We start from the raw sequence: 18,824 nt of genomic DNA on the forward strand, positions 1-18,824 counted from the left end.
CCGTCCGTCAGCCTGGCAGGCTCCAGGCCGGCGTTCAGCGGCCTGCGCTCGGTGAAGCAGTCTTCCCGCGCTGGTCTGACGGGCCACTGATGAGGTTCTGCGGCGGTGCGTCGAAGTTGCCATGGTCGTAGAGGCCCACGGCCGCCTGCATGTACTGGGCCCACTGCGGGCCCGCAATGAAGGCTCCATCGACGGCCGGGTAGAACTTGCCGTTGATGGTGACGTTCCGTCCCAACCGGCCCGGTCCACCGTTAAAGGGGTCCCCGAAGAAGGACGCCGTGGCCAGGCCCTTGGTGTAGCCCACCACCCAGGTCTGGTTGTTCCATTCGTTGGTACCGGTCTTGGCGGCATCCGGCACCCCGAGTTTCTGCGGGATCAACAGGCCGGAGCCTTTCGTGAGGACGTCCTGGAGCACGTTGGTGACCGCCTTGGCCACATCCGGTTTCAGGGCGCCGGCCTGGCAGGACGATGTTTGGCCGCCGATCTTGTTTCCCTGGGCGTCATCAACTTCAGTGATGGACATGGGGGCGCAGTAGGTGCCGTTGGCCGCGAACGTCGCGAATGCGTTGGCCATGGTCAGAGGGGCCACGTTTTGGCTGCCCAGGATATTTCCCAGGGTTGAGAGGTCGATCTTTTCGTCTTTACCGCTGCCCAGGTGCAGGCCGATGGCATCTGCGGCGCGTTGGACGTCGCAGACATCATTGAGCCCGGCGAGGGAGGCGAACGTGGCCGTATTGATGGATTGGTAGATGCCTTCACGGACCGTCATGGGCCGGTACCAGTTGGGCTCATCGTTTTGCAGGTCCGCCGATTGCGGCACGGTGCTGTCGAACCAGCCCTGGACGGGATGGCAGGTGGTCTTCCACGGATAGTTGATGCCATAACGGCGGCGGGAAGCATCGACAACCTGGTTGGTTGACTTCCCCTCGCCAAGCCAGGCGGCGAGGGTGACGGGTTTCATCGTCGAGCCGGGCTGCATGCCGCCCACACCGCCCAGGCTGTTGCCGGCCGCGTCAGCGCTGTCCACGTTGAAGTTGTAGTCGGACACAAAACCGGTGCCTTCGCCGGGCAGCTTCCGGGAGTTCTGCGCCATGGCCAGGACTTTCCCGGTGCCCGGTTCAATGGTTACCAGCGAGGTGCCCCACTTGTCCGGGTTCGCGCCCGTCGTGGCGTCCACCTGGGTCTGGGCCGGCCCCTCCAGGCGCGGGTCCAGCGTGGTCTTGATGGTCAGGCCGCCGGCCATGATCTTCTGGTCCCGCTCGTCCTGGGTGGCCCCGTAGGACGGGTCATTCTCGATCTGGTGCAGGACGTAGTCGCAGAAGTACTGCGCCTGGGAAGCGTAGGCACAACCCTGTTTCGGGGGATTGAGTTTGAGCTGAATGGGGGTGTTCACGGCGTCGTCGTGCTGCCGCTGGTCGATGTAGCCGTGTTCCAGCATTGCGTCCAGCACCAGGTCCCGCCGGGATTTGGACGCTTCCGGGTGCACTGTCGGATCGTAGAGCGAGGGGCCGTTCACCAGGCCGGCCAACAGCGCGGCCTGGGGCAAGGTGAGGTCCTTGGCATCCACGGAGAAGAAGTACTGGCTCGCCGCCTGGATCCCGTATGCGTTGGCGTTGAAACCAACGACGTTCAGGTATCCGGCAAGGATCTGGTCCTTCGAGTACTGCTCCTCCAGGCCGATGGCGAGCTTCATCTCCTGGATTTTTTTGTTCATGCTCTTCTGCCCGTTGAGCACTACCTGGGCGTCCTTGCCCTGGGCAATCAGGTTCTCGTTGAGCATGTTGGTCACATACTGCTGGGTCAGCGTGGAAGCCCCCTGGTGGCCGCCGGCGGCGTCAATCATCGCGGCCCGCAGGATGCCCGCAGGGTCAATACCGCCGTGCTGGTAGAAGCGGTAGTCCTCGATTGCCACGATCGCATTCTTGATGTTGGGGGACATCTGATCCAGCGTTATCCGGGTCCTGTTCTCACTGAAAAGAGTGGCAATCTGGGACCCGTCCGCTGCAAGCACGCGCGTCATCTGGGCCGGCGGCGCCGCGAACACATCCTTGGGGAGGTTGGTGGACAGCGCTGCAGTGCTGCCCGTAACCGCCGTCTCCGCCAGGGCTGCGGCCGGAACCATCAACCCGGCCACCAGGGCGCCGCACAGTGCGCTCACGCCAATGAAGCCCAGGAACCAGCCCAGCGTTATGCCGGTGGCACGGAACAGGTTCCGGCCCCGGTGCGCGTTCGGCGTGGATGTGGAAGAGGCTCCCTTGGACATGTGTATCTCCGGTTCCCGACGTCGTATTACTGCAACGGTTGCCTTTCCCCGGACAGGTCCCCGTCACGGGCGTCGCACACCTGCGTCCATGCCGGCAACCGTGCCTTCACCCTACTCTTCGAACCTGATAGGCCCCGGTAAGGCTCCCCGGCGACGGGTACCGGCAGGTCATCCTGCTTAACCTGCGCTGGACGACGGCGTCGCCGCCAGGGTCTCCCCCGTCCCGGTACCTGATGTAGGTGCCGGCGTGGCGTCGTCAACAGACGACGTCGGTTGCCCCCTTCCATGTTCCCGGCCGCCGGGGCAGTGCCCATGTAAGTCGCTGCCGGAGCGGGTGCCTCCGCGGGAGCGGACGGCCCATCCTGAACATGGCCGCGATCTGTTCCTTGTACCGTTAAGGGTCGACTGGATGTCAGAGAGCGGAACGTTCTGGATATTCCGCCCGTATTCGGCGATTTGCGCCCACAGGGCCTCGAGTTGCTGCTTGCTGTCCCCGTCCAGCGGCCCGTTGAGGGTCAGTACCAATTGGCTGGCCGCGCAGCCCGAACAGCTGGCGAATGCGTAAGCCTCATTGTTGGTGGTGACAGGCCCGCCGTCGTCTGCCCACACCAGCGCGAAGGCAACGCTGTACTTCACCGAGCCGTCGGTGGTATTGACGGCGAGCGCCTGGTTTCCGTCGGCGGCCGGGGCGGCCGGCCTATCAAACGGGAACACCCAGGACGGAGCGGCAGCAGAAGGGGTCCTGCCACCACGGGCGGTACCAGGCGATGCCTCCTCAGCAGGCACCAGTAAGCATGATTAGTAATTTTGCGAAGCTTCGGGTGATGGGCGGGCATGCCGGCACGGCACCTGGGACACGAGGACGGACGGGCACCCGCAAGCCAGCGTTAACGTTGGTGGCATAACTTGGGCCCATGAGCCTTCTCCCCCTGGCCGCCACGGCCTCTTCCGTCCGTCCGGTGACGGGCCTGCTGCCTGCCTGGATGGATCCAAACGAGTTCCTGCGTGATCCGGCCCTGGCCCCCTGGCTCGTCTTGATCGTGTGCGCATTCCTTTTCGTGGAGACAGGCCTTCTGGTGGGGTTCTTCCTCCCCGGGGACTCCCTGTTGTTCACGTCGGGACTCCTGGCGGCAACGGGAATCATTCAGGTCCCCGTCGGCGTCCTCGCCGGCGCCGCGTTTCTTGCCGCGCTCGGCGGGGACCAAACCGGGTACCTCATCGGCAGGAAAGCAGGGCCGGCGGTCTTCAACAGGCCCGGTTCCAGGTTTCTGCGCGGCGAATACGCGGACAAGGCGCACAACTTCTTCCTCAAGTACGGTCGCAGGTCCGTGGTCCTGGCCCGCTTCGTTCCAATAGTGCGGACCTTTCTTCCCGTCACCGCAGGCGTGGGAAGAATGCGTTACGGCGCCTTCCTTGCCTACAACGCCCTGGGCGCCCTGCTCTGGGGCGCAGGCGTTACGCTCCTCGGTTTCTGGTTGGGCCGATACGCCTGGATCGGGGCCAATATCGACCTGATCTTTGTAGTGATCGTCGTGGTTTCATTCGTCCCGGTTGGCGTTGAACTGCTGAAGAGCCGGCGGCAGAAACGGAGCCAGTAGGCCTGATTGGCGGCATCGGTGTGGCAGGCCCTGGCCCTACTCGTGCTCGCGGACGTACGCTTCCGGGCTGACATCCTCCGGTTCAATCCCCGCGGCATGCCGGGACTCAAAAATGCTGAATGACAGGCCAAGGCGATGCCGCAGCTCAAGGGCCGCGTGCTGCCGAAAGTCGGTCAGGCCTTCGCGTTCCTCCTCCGCCATGTGGTCGCCGTTGGCTTCGTTGAGCTTCGCTATCCCCGCCCACCACTCGGGGGAACCCGCCGGGTGCCCGTCCACCTCGCTGATGGCGTCCCGGATTTCGTTGTGGTCATGGATCGCGTCAGTGGTTTCGTCCGCGGCGGAATCCTTCCCGCCTGCGCCCTTCCCCAGTTCCATCAACTCCGGATAGAAGAGCTCTTCTTCTGCCTTGGCGTGGACTTCCAGCAGGATACGGAGTTGCTTCCACACAGCTTCCAGGCTGGACGGGTCGCTGCCGTGCATCTCATCAAGCAAGGCGAACCGGCGCCGCTGCTCGTGGTGGTCGCTCAAAATCACTTCAACAATGTCCATGGTGGTCCTTTCAGCAGGGGAGGTATCCCTTAACCCTTACCCTCGATGCAGCCATTCACCACCCCGCAACTGCCAGGCCACGATTCCCAGCTTGGATTCAGGGTTCCACCCCCGTTACTGGGTAGGGGTTCTCTTGGAAGACGACAAAAACCCAGGAGGGGAAGGCATGGAGACTCTGCCCGTGGCAGTTCTGGTCCTGATTTTCGCGGCTGGCGCGGCGGTGATCTGGGTGGCCGGAATTCAACTCTCCAAACAGACGGACGTTCTTGATGACAGACTGCACCTGGGTTCGGCGCTGGGCGGCCTCATCCTGCTTGCCGTCGCCACCAATCTGCCGGAGATCGCCATTACGGTCAGCGCGGCGTTATCCAACAACATCGGCGTGGCGGTGGGGAACATCCTGGGTGGTATCGCCATCCAAACCGTCGTACTGGTCATCCTTGACCTGTTCGGAACCAGGGGGACCGATCCCCTCAGCTACAAGGCCGCGTCCCTGACCCTGGTCATCGAAGCCGTCATTGTCATCGCAGTCCTGGGCGTGGTGATCGCCGGCAGCCAAATGCCGGGCTCGCTTGTGGCCTTGCGCCTGACTCCCGCCGCAGTGCTGATCGCCGGCATCTGGGTGCTCGGACTGATCCTCGTCCAACGTTCACAGAAGGGCCTTCCCTGGCACCAGCAAGGGGACGCACCTGGAGGCCAGGACAAGCCCCAGGGCCATTCCAAAAAGAAGTCCAGCCAACAGAACCGCCACACCAGCACGGGGAAGGCAGCCCTGATCTTCGCCCTCGCGGCCCTGGCAACCTTGGCCGCCGGCGTCGTACTGGAGCGCAGCGGGGACGCGATCGCGGGGCATATCGGCTTATCCGGGGTCCTCTGCGGGGCGACCTTCCTGGCCCTGGCCACGTCCCTGCCCGAAATTTCCACCGGCCTGGCCTCCGTGAAACAGGGCGACTACAAACTGGCCTTCAGCGACATCTTCGGCGGCAACGCCTTCCTTCCCGTCCTGTTCCTGGTAGCCGTACTCATCACCGGCAAGCCGGTGCTGCCCCAGGCGCAGGCCACCGACATCTACCTCACCGCCCTGGCGATCCTGTTGACCCTGGCCTACCTCCTGGGCCTCCTCTTCCGCCCGAAGAAGAAGCGCCTCGGCATGGGGTGGACTCCCTGGTGGTCCTGGTCCTCTACCTCGTCGGCGTCGCCGGGCTGTTCGCAGTGGCCACGATGTCCTGAATCCACGAAGGCACGTTCGGCCGCACCCCGTGGCTCGCTCGAATCGGATTCCGCCCCACCGGTCCGTATTGGCCCCGGCTACGAACACTCGGTAGGGACGGGAACGTCATGCCAATAAGTGTCGGGAAGGCGTAGCCATGGGTTCACAAAGCAGGCCGCAGGAGATCCACCGACCCCGCGTGCGGATGTGCGTCCTTGCCGCGTCCCTCATGCTGGTCCTGTCCGGTTGCGCCGCGGCTGCCGGTGAAGAGCCGGTATCCCGGAGCCCTGGGGCGGGTACGTCCGCTTCGCCGGATGCCTCTGCCGGCGCCGGCGTCTCTGCACCACGACCGGCTGGGCAAACCGCCGCTGCTGTGCCGGAAGGCCCCTCGGCGGCCGCGACGATGGTGTGCGGGGACGAGACGCGGGCGAACATCGTCCGGATCCTGTCCCTCCCTTCCGATCCGGACACGACAAATTCCTGGACGGACAGGCTCTACACCTGCACCTATGGCCTGCCCGCAGGCCCGCTGGTACTCAGCGTCAAGGAAGCCTCCGATCCGCAGGCTGCCCATGCCTATTTCGAGGGGCTGCAACAAAAAACCGTCGGGGCGGTTCCCATTGAAGGGATGGCAAACCTGGGCTTTCCGGCGTTTCAAACACCTGCTTCCGCGGTCTTCGTAAAAGACAACTTCGTCCTTACCGTCGACGCGGCCGCTCTTCCCGGCGCGCTGGGCCCCCATGACGTGTCCCGGGATGCTTTGGCTTACCAGATAGCCACAGCCGTGCTGGCCTGCTGGTCCGAATAGGAGGGCACGGCCCGTGGGAAACAGTTTTCCGTCCACCCCGCCCATCCGTGATGTGGAGCACAACGAACCCTAAGTGTCACCATCATGGACGTGCCCATCAGGGGAGCGCCCATTTCCAACGGAGGAAAATGCCATGAAGAAATCCGCTTTCCTGATCGCCCCGGCCCTTGCCTTGGGCGCCCTCGCACTCTCCACCAGTCCCGCACTCGCCGCTGACAGCAACACGATGTACCAGGCCAACCTCGCCGCGATCAACGGCAGCAACGCCTCCGGATCCGTCATGATCACCGTCAACGGCGACCAAGCCACCGTCACAGAGAAGGTCTCCGGGCTCGCTGCCATGTTCAACGGCAGCCCGTACCCCCACGTCCAGCACATCCACATCGGCGCCCAGGGCACCTGCCCGGACATGTCCGCCGACACCAGCAAAGACGGCGTGATCAGCACCACCGAAGGTGCCCCGTTTTACGGCGGCATCGGCGCCACCCTCTCCACCAGCGGGGACACCAGCCCCGCGGCCGGCACCGATCTGAAAGTCGCACCCTCGGGCGCCTCCTACACCTACAACCGGACCTTCACCCTGGACGCGAAGACCGCTGATTCGCTCAAGGCCGGGACCGCCGTCGTAGTTGTCCATGGCCTGGACCCCGCCACCCTGCCCGCGGCGGCCCAGAAGGAGCCCAGCGACCTGGTGCCGTCCCTGCCCCTGGCCGCCACATCACCGGCGCTGTGCGGAAGCCTGAAGGCCATGCCCGCTGGAGCGCCCGGCACCGGCATCACCACCCCTGCCCCGGCAGGACCTGACCTGGGCCTGCTCGCTGCCGGCGGTGGCCTGGTCCTGGCAGCCGGCGGTGCCTACGCCCTCCGCCGCAAGATGGCAGCCTAACGCCTGGTCAAGGGCCACGGGACAAGCAGGGATCTGATGGGATCTGATGGGATCTGAAAACAGCAGCCGCCGCGGACGCACCATCGCGTCCGCGGCGGCTGCGCTGCTCCTGGCCGGCGGCATCACCACCATCGGTCTCGGCCTCCATGCCGAACCTCCCGGCGCTGCTGGAGCCGCCGCCTTGAACGCACCGGCGGTGGCTGCATCAGGCGCGCTCACCAGTTCTGCCCCACCTCCCTCAACCGACCCGGTCACTGCATCGCCTCTCCGGCCGTCCGCGGCCGTTCCTCCCGCTCCGGACGCCGCGCTGCCCGCCTCCGTGCCGGTACGGGTGGAAGTTCCCGCCATCGGCGTGGACGCGGCCCTGACTCCCCTGGGGAAGCAAGCCAACGGCGAAGTGCAGACCCCGTCCGGGGAACCCGGGTCCCCCGCCGGCTGGTACCAGGACTCGCCCACCCCTGGCCAGACGGGGTCTGCGGTGATCCTGGGCCACGTCAACAGCACCACCAGCGATATTGGCCTGTTCTATCGGCTCCACGAGCTCACCGCCGGCCAGAACATCACCGTCACCCGTGCGGACCACACCGCCGCCGTGTTCACCGTGGACAGGGTGGACATCTACCACAAATCAGCGTTTCCCACGGTGGAGGTCTATCAGAACGCGGACCGCCCGGAGGTCCGCCTGATCACCTGCGGCGGCTATGATCCGGCCAGCCGGGAGTACCTGGACAATACCGTTGTCTACGCCCACCTCACCTCCAGCCACCCCGCCTAAAACCGGCACCTCCGCCCTCGTTTTGCCCAGAGGCCGCGTCCGCTCCCTGAAAGGGAACACCATGAAGACGATAAAGACTCCGCAACGCCTGGCCATTGCCCTGATCGGTGCGGCCACCCTCATCGGAGCCGCGGCCTGCGGGACCACCGGCAGTGGGTCCAGCCCATCATCAGATTCTCCGGCGTCGATGGCGTCCCCGTCCGCATCCATGGAGGGCATGCCAGGTTCACCCATGGAATCGTCCATGGGAACCACGATGGGAGGATCATCGGCGTCGCCCGGAATGAGCGCTGGCCTGACGATCCATATCAAGTCGTTCGCTTACACCGTCCCGGACGGCGTCCCTGCCGGGGCGACAGTGACGGTCATGAACATGGACAACGAAGCCCACACTGTGACCGCTGACGACGGTTCCTTCAACGTCGTCGTCAAACCCGGGAGCAGCGCCACGTTCCGCGCCCCGGCCAAGGCTGGCACCTACCCGTACCACTGCACCTACCACTCCAACATGCACGGAACCCTGGCCGTCACGTGAGCCAGGCAGTGCGGCGCACTTTACCCCGCACTACTGTGACAACAGCGGCGGTAAAATACTGTGGTGTTCGGTATCGACGCCGAAAAGCTATTCGTCCTCCTCATCATCGGCGCCTTGGTGCTGGGGCCCGACAAACTGCCGGAATACGCTGCCAAGTTCGGCCACCTGGTCAGGGAAGTGCGCCGCATGGCCGCTGGCGCCCAGGAACAGCTCCGCGATGAACTCGGCCCTGACTTCGACGACATCGACTGGAAAAAGCTCGACCCGCGCCAGTACGATCCGCGCCGGATCCTCCGCGACGCAATCCTGGACAGCCCTGCCGGCCTCCACCCGGGCACCACCGCAGACAAACCCGCCGCCACCGAGGTTTCGTCCCCGCCGCGCAACCCTTTGCCCGGGCAGGCACCCTTCGACTCGGAAGCTACATAATCTGCCCCCCTCAGGACCTCACCCCTTGGTCCGGGACGAGTTTCGTTTGGGCGGGAGCAGGCGGAACCGCTTGGCCTGGGGTCCGGATAACGACGGCGGTGCTGCGGGTGGGCGGGTGACGGCCAGGATCACGCCGATTCCTGCGAGGGAGGAAACCATCGCTGAACCACCGTAGGAGATGAAGGGCAGGGGAACACCGATCACGGGCAGCAGGCCAGTGACCATGGACATGTTCAGGACTGCCTGGCCGATAATCCAGGCGATGATGCTGCAGGCCACGATCCGGGAAAAGGTGTCCCTGCTGCCCGCAATTGTCTTAACGACGGCGACGGCCAGGACGGCGAACAGGGCCAGGACCAGCAGGGTGCCGGCAAGGCCCAGCTCCTCCCCAAGGATGGTGAAGATGAAGTCGTTGTGCGCTTCCGGTATCCAGTTCCATTTCTGGCGGCTCTGGCCCAGCCCGACGCCGAACCATCGACCGGATGCCAAGGCGTAGAGTCCGTTTGTGGCCTGGTACCCCACGCCCTGGGTGTCGTCACCGGAGCCTGCGCCCAACCAGCTGAAGATCCGGCCCATGCGGTTGCCGCTGCTGGCTGCCAGCAGCACGGCGGCCACCGCGCATATCAGTGCCGCCACGGAAAAGACCTTCATCCGGACCCCGCCGAAGAACATGGTGGCGGCAAGGATCATCATGATGATGAGGGTGGTTCCCAGGTCGTGGCCCAGGGCCACCACCGCCATGATCACGGCGCCTGCGGGCAGCAGCGGGATCACCGCGTGCTTCCACTGCCCGAGCAGGGCCTGCTTCCGGTCCAGAATTCCGGCCGCCCACACGATCAGCGCGAGTTTGGCGAATTCGGAGGGCTGGGCGCTGAAGCCTCCCACTCCTATCCAGTTCCGGTTGCCGTTAACGGTCATGCCCAGCGGGGTGAACACGAGTATCAGGGCGAGGATCGCTCCGATGAGCAGCGGCCATCCAAGCTTCCGGATACGGTCCACCGGCAGCCGGGCCAGCACCAGCATGATCGCTACGCCCGCTATGGTCCACACGCCCTGCCTCAGCGGCAGGTCATAGGGATTGTTTCCGGCCGCCACGGATTCAACAGACGACGCCGATGCCACCTCCACGAGGCCGATGGCCGACAAACTAAGGACGGAGGCCAGGATCAGGGGCCGCAACCGTCCCGGGGAGTCATCCTCAAACCAGACTGCCAGTTTCCCCAGCCGTCCCCTGACGTTCCTGACGGGGCGGAGGTGCTTTTGTCCAACGGGCATGGTGTCATTCCTCAAGCGTGGATTCCGGCTTTCCCCTGGGGCCCTGAGCGCGGAACGTACTCCGACCGCCAGTCACACTACGGCCGGCGGCCCGGGAAACGGAGGCGTGACGCACCGCGGGCGTGCAATTCACAGGTCTTTTTTCGGTTATTCCACGCTTTTTCCCAGACTGCGGGCGTGAAGTGAACAATTGGTTCCCGTGTGCCGTGCAAGGCCAGAACCACCCCGGGATCTATGAGAAGAGAGCAAGCATTGAGCGGTGGCCAGTCTGGGAACGCAGCCCGTAGCCGGGACGTAGAGGCACTGCTCCTGGTGCTTGCCTTGATGATCGGTGCGGGGGCCAGCGCAACAGTTTCCCTGGACAGGCATCAGCCGCTGGGGCAGGACTTCTGGGTCCAGGTTGGCATCCAGGCCGTCCTCGCGGCCGGAATCCACACAATTCTGCGGCTGCGCGCCAAATACGCGGACCCGCTGATCCTCCCCATCGTGGTGGCTTTGAACGGGGTGGGTATCGCCGCCATCCAAAGCCTTGACCAGGCAGCCGGAAGCGACGCCGGCACGAACCAGCTCAGGTGGACAGGGCTTTCGATGCTGGTCGCGGCCCTCGTGGTGTGGTTCCTGCGGGACCACCGGAAGCTGGGCCGGTACACCTTCATCGCGCTGGCCGTGAGCGTCCTCCTGCTGGTCCTGCCGCTCGTGCCCGGGATTTCCGCCGGCGACATCAACGGTGCCAGCGTCTGGATCCGGCTTGGTCCCATGACATTCCAGCCCGGCGAAATCGCGAAGATCACGCTGGCGGTGTTCTTCGCCGGCTACCTGTCCACCCACCGGGACTTGATTCTGCTCGCCGGCCGGAAGATCGGGCCCCTGCAGTTCCCCCGGGTGAAGGATCTGGGGCCGATGGTGACCGCCTGGGCCGCCGCCGTGGGTCTGCTGGTCTTCCAGCACGATCTGGGCATGTCCATCCTGTTCTTCGGACTGTTCATGGTCATGATCTACGTCGCCACCAGCCGCGTCACCTGGCTCGGGCTCGGCCTTGTCCTGATGGCCGCCGGCATGTACGGAGCTGCGAAGATCTTCCCGCACGTCGCGCTGCGCATCGATGCCTGGCAGAACGCGTTTGATCCTGCCGTGTACGGGCGCTTCCCCGGGGGAAGTTCCCAGGTAGTCCAAGGCCTGTTCGGCATGGCCTCGGGCGGCCTGGTAGGTGAGGGACTGGGCCTGGGCAGGCCGGACCTTGTGCCGTTTGCCAACAGCGACATGATCGTGGCATCACTGGGTGAAGGGCTGGGCGTGATCGGACTTTTCGCTATCGTGCTGCTCTACCTGTTGCTGTTCACCCGCGGGTTCCGCGCAGCGCTGGGAACAAAGGACGCGTTCGGAAAGCTGCTGGCCTGCGGACTGTCATTCGCCATGGCGCTGCAGTGCTTCATCATTATTGCCGGGGTGACCCGCCTGATCCCGCTCACGGGTCTGACCACTCCCTTCCTCTCGGCCGGCGGGTCCTCCCTGCTGGCCAACTGGGTCATCGTGGCGCTGCTGCTGGGCATCAGCCATTCGGCCCGGGAACCGGGGCCACAGGGAACCGGGTCAGCCCACGGACACGCGGCTCTGCCCGCGCCTGAGCCGGTACTCGTGCCACGTAATCCACACGATGAAGATGTCAAACGCGGTGAGTAGCACCATGCCCCATGAGAAGGCCACTGAAATCCTGTAGGCCTGGTACGCGATGAAAACGAGCAGGAAGGCAATCATCCACGGATAGGCCCAGAGCTTTTCCTTCAGGACAGCCCAGACCAGGACGATCTTCACCGCGCCGTGCAGAAGCAGGTAGACAGCGCCGAACAACGACGCCGACCCTGAGAGGTTGGCGGTCAGGTGCAGCAGGCTGTTGGCAACGACGTCGTGCGGATCCTGGGCGAGTTCGTGCTGGGTAAGGAACCTCGCCAGGGCTCCGATCTGCTCTGGCGTGACCAGCAGGAGAAGGAGGCCGCCGATCAGTTCCAGGACTCCGTCCAGCCCCTTGAGGATAAGGGAGACCCGGAAGGTCCTGTCCAGAGCGCCGGTTCCCGGCCGCGTTTTTTCCATGGGCTTCCCTTCGACAATCCCTGCAGTCTATGTCGGCAACGGCGGGCCAAGCAGTGATGAGGCATGTTCCCAGCTTTTTCAGTGCCTGTGCTCAGGCCGCCTGCGTAAGATCCGGTGATGCATCCGAGCGAACACAATGACAGTGCCGAGCCATTGGACACAACGATCGTCAAGGGCGTCAACCGCCGCTCGGGCGCCGCCGTTGACGCCGGACTGCATGGGCTTTCCATCAGCGCCAACAAGAGCCCGCTGTGGCTGGCAGTGGCAGGTGCCATGGCCTTGCGCGGCGGGGTTTCGCGGAAGGCCGCCATGCGTGGGCTGGTGGCGCTCGCGGTGGCGTCGGCCGCAAACGGATCCCTCAAGCTTGTCCTTCCCTTCAGGACGCGGCCGCAGCAGCTGCCCGGGTTTCTGTCCTGGGCGCCCGAATACAGGGGATCGTCTTTGCCCTCGGGCCATTCAGCGGCTGCGGCAGCCTTTGCCGGCGGCGTGACCATGGTCAGCCCGGCTTTGGGCGCCGCCGTCATTCCCGTCGCCGCCGGGGTGGCCTATTCGCGGGTCCATATCGGGGCGCACTGGCCCTCTGATGTCATCCTGGGGACCGCCGTCGGAATCGGATCAGCCCTGGTGAGCCGGAATTGGCCCATCTGGAATTCGCCCTCCATTTCTCTTCCTGACACCCGGCGTATATAGGCTCGGTCCATGCTAAATATGATCCAGGCTGCCGTCCTGGGCTTTCTCCAGGGGCTTACCGAGCTTTTTCCCATCTCGAGCTTGGGCCACAGCGTTATTCTCCCCAAGGTGTTCGGGTGGAATCTCGACCAGAACTCCGGCGCCTTCCTGACGTTCCTCATTGCCACCCACCTGGCCACAGCCATTGTCTTGTTCATCTTCTTCCTTAAGGACTGGATTGAGATCTTCAAGGGCCTGGCCCGGTCTGTGCGCGCCAGGAAGATCAGCCCAACGGACACGTACGCCAAACTCGGCTGGCTCCTCGTCGTCGGTACGATCCCGGCCGGAATCCTCGGCCTCGCCCTGGAAAAACCGATCCGTTCACTGTTCGCCTCGCCACTGACCGCAGCCGGCTTCCTGATCCTGAACGGCCTTGTCCTGTTCACGGCCGAGCGGCTTCGGAGCCGGGAGCGGCAACGGGTCGAGGCTCTTTCCGCCACCGCCCAGACCAGGCCGCACGGCGTACGGGAACCACAGGAACCGGCAGCGGACGCTTCGCACTCCGACGCCGGGATTGCAACAGCGCTCTCCTGGAAACAGGCCCTGGGCATCGGCGCGGCGCAGGCGGCGGCCCTCGTGCCAGGCATCTCCAGGTCCGGCTCCTCCATGGTGGGAGGCCTTTTGTCCGGGCTGAACAACGAGAACGCCGCCCGGTTCAGCTTCCTGCTGGCCACCCCGGTGATTGGCGCAGCAGCGGTCCTCAAGCTCCCCGAGCTGCTCAGCCCCGCTATGGCCGATCAGCGGGGCGTCTTCCTCGTCGGAGCGCTTTGCTCCGCGGTCGCCGCCTGGTTCGCCACCAAATTCCTGCTCAGGTTCTTCGAGACCAAGACCCTGAAGCCTTTCGCCATCTATTGCGTCGTCGGCGGTGCCATCTACTTCGTGGCCATGCTGGTGATGGGACAGGGGTAAGTGCAGGAAGCCCAGGGCAGCGCCGCGCCGCGGTCTACGGGACCTGGCCGGGGCCGCGGATATCAAGCTGGGGATCCTCGGGCTTGGCTTCTGTGGCCACCCGATTCGCCGGCCGCTTCGGCGGGATTTGGGGTGCGGCCAGTCGCCGCGGCCCGCTCCACAAGGCCGGAGGCGCATCGATGGCGTAGGCAAGCCGATAGGCCACCGCCTCGTAGTTAAGGCGCCATCCGCGGAAGTGCGGCCATGCCTGTTCCGCCGTGTGCTCCACGGGATAACCCACGGACTTGAGCATCTCAACGGCCGTGTTGAACTCGGCGAACGTCAGTTCCGTCTCCCCGTCCGGGTCCACGTCCTCCACTACGGGCATGGAGAGTGCGTGCCCAATCTGGTTCAGGCAGGAGAAACCCATCCTGAGCAGCAGCCGTGCCCGCAGGGTGGGAGCCGTGCCGGGGCTGAGTGAGAGCTGCAGGGCCGCACTGTCCATGACGCTGAGCAGCGCGGTAAGCCAGTTGGACTCCGGCAAGGGTGAGCGCAAAGTGCACAGCGTCAGGTATGTGCTGTGGGACTCGGCGACTTCCGCAGCCCACTGTTCCCAGGTGGCGTAGAGGGTGCCAAGTTCGGCAGTGCTGTCCACGGTGGAGAGGCCGAACCTGGTCCGCATGAGGAGCTCTGGCCCCCATGCCGGCGCCCCGGCCCGGGACACCAGCAGCGTCACTTCGGATTCGCGGCGGTTGAAGGCGGCGTACAGGGTGGGCAGGTAACCGATCTGGAGGGCTATGACCACCAAACCGGTAAAGGCTGCCGAGTAGACCAGCAACGTGTTTCCCAGCTCGTCCGGCGGGGCGTAGCCAAGGGTGAACAGCGCGGAACCAGCCTCGCTGAACGCCCGGTGCGGATCGTCCTGGACGAACGGCAGGAGCATGAGGGCGAAGGACAGGTAGAACAGGATCATCCACAGGCCGAGCCTGATGAACAGGGACATGGGTGCCTGCCAGGCAAGGAGCCGGTCCAGCCGCCAGTAGGTCCTGATGGGGCGCCGCGCCACTGCAAAGATCGCCTTGGCCATCCAGGCCGCGGAAGCGGACAGCCTGTCCTTGTGCTGGCGCGGCACAATGAGCGTGCCGATCACGCTTATCCAGGTCCAGATGAGCAGGAGCACGCCCGCCGAAAAACCCAACCAGACAGAAACTCCAGCCACGCCGCACCTCACCGATCACGAAAACAGTCCAGCTACCGGCCCTCCGGGCGGCGACAACACTACAAGCCCCCTCCCACCTTATGGACAGCCGGGCGCAACGAAAACTTACAGCCCCCGGCAGGGCCGGCATCCAGCTTTTCCCCAGCCTGAGCTTCTACAGTGAACCCGTGCCGGTCCATGCGGTCAGGTATGGAGGCACGGGATCTTTGGAAGGACACACCGTGGTGAAGCCATCAATTCCGTCAATGAAAACCCGCATCGGCGTCGGTGCGGCAGCTGTCCTGGCTGCCGGTGCCATGGCCGTTGCCGGCGTCGGCGCAGCGTCTGCATCATCGAACGCGACACCCGCCTCGGCAACCTCGCCCTCCCCCACCGCCACCACGAGGGCCCACACGGCGAAGGGCTTCGGCGGCCTGCAGGCCTTCCTCAGCCTGACGGCGAACAGCCCGCAGGCTGCCGGGGACCGCGCGGCGAAGGCAGCCGCAGCCCTGGTCAACCACCCGCAGGTGTTCGCCAAGCTCCCTGCTGCCCTCCAGGCGGACGTGACCACCCTCAAGGATGCCGCTCCGGCGGGCAGGGTGAAGGACGCGTACAAGATCAAGACCACCGCGCTGTCCGGCGGTTACGGCGCGGAGATCCAGAAGCGCGCGGATGCCGTGGAGAAGGCCGCCACCAGCATGGCAGGCCTGCGCCAGGAACTGCGCACCGCTTTCAACTCGGGTAACCCGGGGGCAGGGCTCCAGCAGGTGGCCGACCAGCTCATCAGCCACCCGAAGGTGTTCGCCAAGCTGCCCGCAAACCTCCAGTCGGACCTGACGGCCCTGAAGAACGCCGCCCCGGCTGACCTGGATGCCCAGGCGAACAAGATCAAGGACACCGCGCTGAACGGCGGCTACGGTGCCAAGGTGCAGAAGATGGCCGAGGCGCTGCAAAAGAAGGCTGCAACGCCCGCCACGTAGCCACCAGCCCGACGCGTGCCGTCAGGACGTTTGCGACGCCGCCGCGGACGGTTCCAGGTCAGCGAGCGTGAGCAGGTGTTTGGGTTGGTCCGGGAAGGGAAAGGTGCAGGCCACTCCCAGGTCCGGGCCAACGTGCACCAGCTCCCCCGGCGCCATGGGCCGCCATCCGGGGTTGTGGTTCATGGGTTCGGTGGCAAAGAGGACCGAACGGGAAACGGACAGTTCGGTGCTTCGAGACCGGATCCGGTGGCTTCTGGCGTCAAGGGGCGCGGCCGGGGCAGGCTCGGCTGAGGGATCCCTTTCCAGGATGTACAGCGGGTGGGTGGCCGGGTAGCGGAGCGCCCAGAGGTCTGTTGCTGATGTCACGATGATGTTCAGTGCCAGGACGGGCAGCTGGGCGGCCACCCAGCCCACCGCACGGGTGATGCCCTCGCCAACGTCCCCGTCCGCCCGCCGGCTCTCGGCCGTAATGAGGGCGAAGAGGCGTTCACTGTCGGTTTGGCCGCGCACCAGTCCGGCCGCGCCCAGATCCTCCAGGCGCTGGTCGATCCGGTCGAGGCCGTGGAAGGCGCCGTTGTGGGCGAACAGCCGCCCGTCCTGCTCGAAAGGGTGGGTGTTCACCATGGTGTGTGCGCCCGTGCTCGCATATCGGACGTGGGCCAGGAAAGTGGTACTGGTCAGCCGCCGTGCCTCCCGGGCGAAGGCGTGGTCCTCCCATGCGGCGAGCGGACGCTTGGTGACCCGGGGGCCGCCGTCGTCATCAAACGTGCCGATCCCCGCGCCGTCGGGCTCGCGCCTGCTTTGCTCGGACAGGCTGTCCGGGGCGTCCAGGAGCCAGAAGGTGGCATGGACCGGCCGGGACCCGGCGTGCAGCCCGAACAATCGACACATGGGACACTCCCCTGCAGGAACGGCTAGTGGTGGAACGCCTGCTTCTGTTTTTGCGCGGGCATGGGCGCCTCCAGGGCGTCCAGGTAGGCCACTTCCTTCTTCAGGTCGGCCAGGAAACTCGCTGCCAGGTCGCGGGTGAAGCCGTTGCGGACCACGATCCGTTGCACGGTAATGTCACTGAGCCCGTCGGGCAGCGGGTAGGCCGGGACCAGCCAGCCGTTCATGCGCAGGCGCTCGGAGAGGTGGTGCAGGTTCCAGTTTTCGGTATGGCCGTCCGTGAGCTGCCAGGCGAAGACCGGGATGTCGGACCCGTCGCTCCACAGGGTGAAGGCGTCCATGGCCCCGATTTCGTGGGAGAGGTACAGGGCGACGTCGCGGGAGCTGGCCTGCACGGACCTGTAGCCGGCAAAGCCCAGCCGGAGGAACAGGTAGTACTGCAGCAGCACCTGGGCGCCGGGTCGCGAGAAGTTCAGGGCGAAGGTGGGCATGTCGCCGCCCAGGTAGCTGACGTGGAACACCAGGTCTTCGGGCAGTGCGTTGGCGTCCCGCCACACGATCCACCCAAGGCCCGGGTACACCAGGCCGTATTTGTGGCCGGAGGTGTTGATGGAGGCCACCCTGGGGAGGCGGAAATCCCAGACCACTTCGGGCTGCAGGAACGGGGCCACCATGGCCCCGGAGGCGCCGTCCACATGGATGGGGATGTCCAGGCCAGTGCTGGCCTGGATGCGGTCCAGGGCGGCGGAAATCTGTTCCACGGGTTCGTAGGCGCCTGTGTAGGTGACGCCCATGATGGCCACCACGCCGATGGTGTTCTCGTCCACGTAGCGGTCCAGGTCGTGCCCGTCCAGGGTGGGGTGCTCCGCGGACACGGGCACGTACCGGGCTTCCACTTCCCAGTAGTTGCAGAATTTCTCCCAGCACACCTGCACGGCGGAGCTGAGGACGATGTTCGGTGCGTCCGTGGGCTTTTTAGCGGCACGACGGCGGTGTTGCCACCGGCGCTTGAGGGCCAGGCCACCGAGCATGCACGCCTCGGAGGATCCAACAGTCGAGGTGCCGATGGCCGCCGATGGATCGGGCGCGTTCCACAGATCCGCGAGCATCCGCCAGCACCGGGTCTCGATCAACGCCGTCTGCGGGTATTCGTCCTTGTCGATCATGTTCTTGTCGAACGTTTCCGAATACAGCTGGGAGGCTTCCCGTTCCATCCAGGTCCCCACGAAGGTGGCCAGGTTCAGGCGGGAGTTGCCGTCCAGCATCACCTCGTCGTGCACCACCTGGTAGGCGGTGCCCGGGAGGGACTCGCTGTCCGGGATGGTGAAGCGCGGAAAGATGGTGGACTCCCCCGGGCGGCTGAACAACGGGTTCAGCTCAACGCTCGTTTCGGGCTCGTGCCGTGTGCTCCGGTGTGCCCTTGTCATGTCCAGCTCCTTCGCCGCCGTCGCCGCAGGCAGGTGCCTGCCGCTGCACTTCCGCTGTTCCCAGCACTCCGTATTATTCACGGAGCCGGAGGAAACGGCACGGAAGAGGAAGCCTCGCGACCACTTATTCCGGCCCTCTCAGCGCTCACTTTGCGGGCTTTTGTTGGGCCTACGAAGGTCAAGTACATCCCGAAGCCGCTGAGTAGTGGGTCGGCAATCCAAGTAGCGGATTTCTCGACTCTCTGGAAAATCGGGTACCGGTACGTGTTGTTGCGCTGTGACCCGGACCGAAATCATT

At 65.1% G+C, this 18,824-nt stretch carries 19 protein-coding genes; 11 read left to right on the forward strand and 8 right to left on the reverse strand.

Translation table 11 applies throughout. The features are described from left to right. Nucleotides 1-34: 34 nt before the first annotated feature. Entirely contained in the window at nt 35-2,263 is a 2,229-nt protein-coding gene (locus tag AB0313_RS05695; RefSeq protein ID WP_366304170.1) for a transglycosylase domain-containing protein, read from the reverse strand. A gap of 177 nt (nt 2,264-2,440) precedes the next feature. Next, nucleotides 2,441-3,049 (reverse strand): hypothetical protein, encoded by a 609-nt coding sequence (locus tag AB0313_RS05700; RefSeq protein ID WP_366304172.1) that lies wholly within the window; start codon nt 3,047-3,049, stop codon nt 2,441-2,443. Between the two features lie 128 nt (nt 3,050-3,177). On the opposite strand from AB0313_RS05700, the gene AB0313_RS05705 reads away from it, so the two are divergent. Beyond that, nucleotides 3,178-3,861 (forward strand): VTT domain-containing protein, encoded by a 684-nt coding sequence (locus AB0313_RS05705; RefSeq protein ID WP_366304174.1) that lies wholly within the window; start codon nt 3,178-3,180, stop codon nt 3,859-3,861. Between the two features lie 36 nt (nt 3,862-3,897). On the opposite strand, the gene AB0313_RS05710 is transcribed toward AB0313_RS05705, so the two are convergent. Then, entirely contained in the window at nt 3,898-4,410 is a 513-nt protein-coding gene (locus AB0313_RS05710) for a hemerythrin domain-containing protein (RefSeq protein ID WP_366304176.1), read from the reverse strand. A gap of 166 nt (nt 4,411-4,576) precedes the next feature. Between AB0313_RS05710 and AB0313_RS05715 the strand changes: the two genes are divergently transcribed. The 6 genes from AB0313_RS05715 (at nt 4,577) to AB0313_RS05740 (ending at nt 9,053) form a co-directional block, all read left to right on the forward strand. Next, nucleotides 4,577-5,758, forward strand: a complete 1,182-nt coding sequence (locus AB0313_RS05715) for a sodium:calcium antiporter (RefSeq protein WP_366304178.1) — start codon at nt 4,577-4,579, stop codon at nt 5,756-5,758. A 19-nt stretch (nt 5,759-5,777) separates the two neighbouring features. Beyond that, entirely contained in the window at nt 5,778-6,428 is a 651-nt protein-coding gene (locus AB0313_RS05720; protein WP_366304180.1) for a hypothetical protein, read from the forward strand. A gap of 133 nt (nt 6,429-6,561) precedes the next feature. Continuing rightward, on the forward strand, nt 6,562-7,314 hold the full coding sequence (locus tag AB0313_RS05725) for a hypothetical protein (RefSeq protein WP_141940419.1): 753 nt from the start codon (nt 6,562-6,564) through the stop codon (nt 7,312-7,314). Nucleotides 7,315-7,360: 46 nt separating this feature from the next. Continuing rightward, nucleotides 7,361-8,089, forward strand: a complete 729-nt coding sequence (locus AB0313_RS05730; RefSeq protein WP_366304182.1) for a class F sortase — start codon at nt 7,361-7,363, stop codon at nt 8,087-8,089. Nucleotides 8,090-8,150: 61 nt separating this feature from the next. Next, nucleotides 8,151-8,624 carry a cupredoxin domain-containing protein gene (locus tag AB0313_RS05735; protein WP_366304184.1) on the forward strand — a complete coding sequence of 158 codons (474 nt, stop codon included), beginning with the start codon at nt 8,151-8,153 and terminating at the stop codon, nt 8,622-8,624. A 63-nt stretch (nt 8,625-8,687) separates the two neighbouring features. Next, nucleotides 8,688-9,053: a Sec-independent protein translocase TatB gene (locus AB0313_RS05740; RefSeq protein WP_366304186.1), complete on the forward strand. Its 366-nt coding sequence runs from the start codon at nt 8,688-8,690 to the stop codon at nt 9,051-9,053. A gap of 18 nt (nt 9,054-9,071) precedes the next feature. Here the strand turns inward: AB0313_RS05740 and ftsW are convergent, their stop codons facing one another. Further along, nucleotides 9,072-10,328, reverse strand: coding sequence for a putative lipid II flippase FtsW (gene ftsW / locus AB0313_RS05745; RefSeq protein ID WP_366304188.1), 1,257 nt, complete (start codon nt 10,326-10,328; stop codon nt 9,072-9,074). Nucleotides 10,329-10,652: 324 nt separating this feature from the next. On the opposite strand from ftsW, the gene AB0313_RS05750 reads away from it, so the two are divergent. Continuing rightward, on the forward strand, nt 10,653-12,008 hold the full coding sequence (locus tag AB0313_RS05750; protein ID WP_366304269.1) for an FtsW/RodA/SpoVE family cell cycle protein: 1,356 nt from the start codon (nt 10,653-10,655) through the stop codon (nt 12,006-12,008). Here the strand turns inward: AB0313_RS05750 and AB0313_RS05755 are convergent. Beyond that, nucleotides 11,919-12,416, reverse strand: coding sequence for a DUF2127 domain-containing protein (locus tag AB0313_RS05755; protein ID WP_366304190.1), 498 nt, complete (start codon nt 12,414-12,416; stop codon nt 11,919-11,921). The two genes, AB0313_RS05750 and AB0313_RS05755, sit on opposite strands and share 90 nt — an antisense overlap. A 117-nt stretch (nt 12,417-12,533) precedes the next feature. Between AB0313_RS05755 and AB0313_RS05760 the strand changes: the two genes are divergently transcribed. Together AB0313_RS05760 and AB0313_RS05765 are read left to right on the forward strand one after the other, a co-directional pair. Next, nucleotides 12,534-13,106 carry a phosphatase PAP2 family protein gene (locus tag AB0313_RS05760; RefSeq protein ID WP_366304192.1) on the forward strand — a complete coding sequence of 191 codons (573 nt, stop codon included), beginning with the start codon at nt 12,534-12,536 and terminating at the stop codon, nt 13,104-13,106. A gap of 9 nt (nt 13,107-13,115) precedes the next feature. Then, nucleotides 13,116-14,054, forward strand: coding sequence for an undecaprenyl-diphosphate phosphatase (locus AB0313_RS05765; protein WP_366304194.1), 939 nt, complete (start codon nt 13,116-13,118; stop codon nt 14,052-14,054). Between the two features lie 34 nt (nt 14,055-14,088). On the opposite strand, the gene AB0313_RS05770 is transcribed toward AB0313_RS05765, so the two are convergent. Next, complete coding sequence (locus AB0313_RS05770; RefSeq protein ID WP_366304196.1) at nt 14,089-15,252, reverse strand: hypothetical protein; 1,164 nt, start codon at nt 15,250-15,252, stop codon at nt 14,089-14,091. Nucleotides 15,253-15,473: 221 nt separating this feature from the next. Between AB0313_RS05770 and AB0313_RS05775 the strand changes: the two genes are divergently transcribed. Beyond that, nucleotides 15,474-16,211, forward strand: coding sequence for a hypothetical protein (locus tag AB0313_RS05775; protein ID WP_366304198.1), 738 nt, complete (start codon nt 15,474-15,476; stop codon nt 16,209-16,211). Nucleotides 16,212-16,232: 21 nt separating this feature from the next. On the opposite strand, the gene AB0313_RS05780 is transcribed toward AB0313_RS05775, so the two are convergent. Next, a complete protein-coding gene (locus AB0313_RS05780) occupies nt 16,233-17,102 on the reverse strand; it encodes a class II glutamine amidotransferase (protein ID WP_366304200.1) in 870 nt (289 codons plus the stop codon). 23 nt (nt 17,103-17,125) lie between these two features. Further along, a complete protein-coding gene (locus AB0313_RS05785) occupies nt 17,126-18,526 on the reverse strand; it encodes a glutamate decarboxylase (RefSeq protein WP_366304202.1) in 1,401 nt (466 codons plus the stop codon). Nucleotides 18,527-18,824 lie beyond the last annotated feature (298 nt).

This window comes from Pseudarthrobacter sp. NPDC080039 (assembly GCF_040702335.1).
Lineage (GTDB): Bacteria > Actinomycetota > Actinomycetes > Actinomycetales > Micrococcaceae > Arthrobacter > Arthrobacter enclensis_A.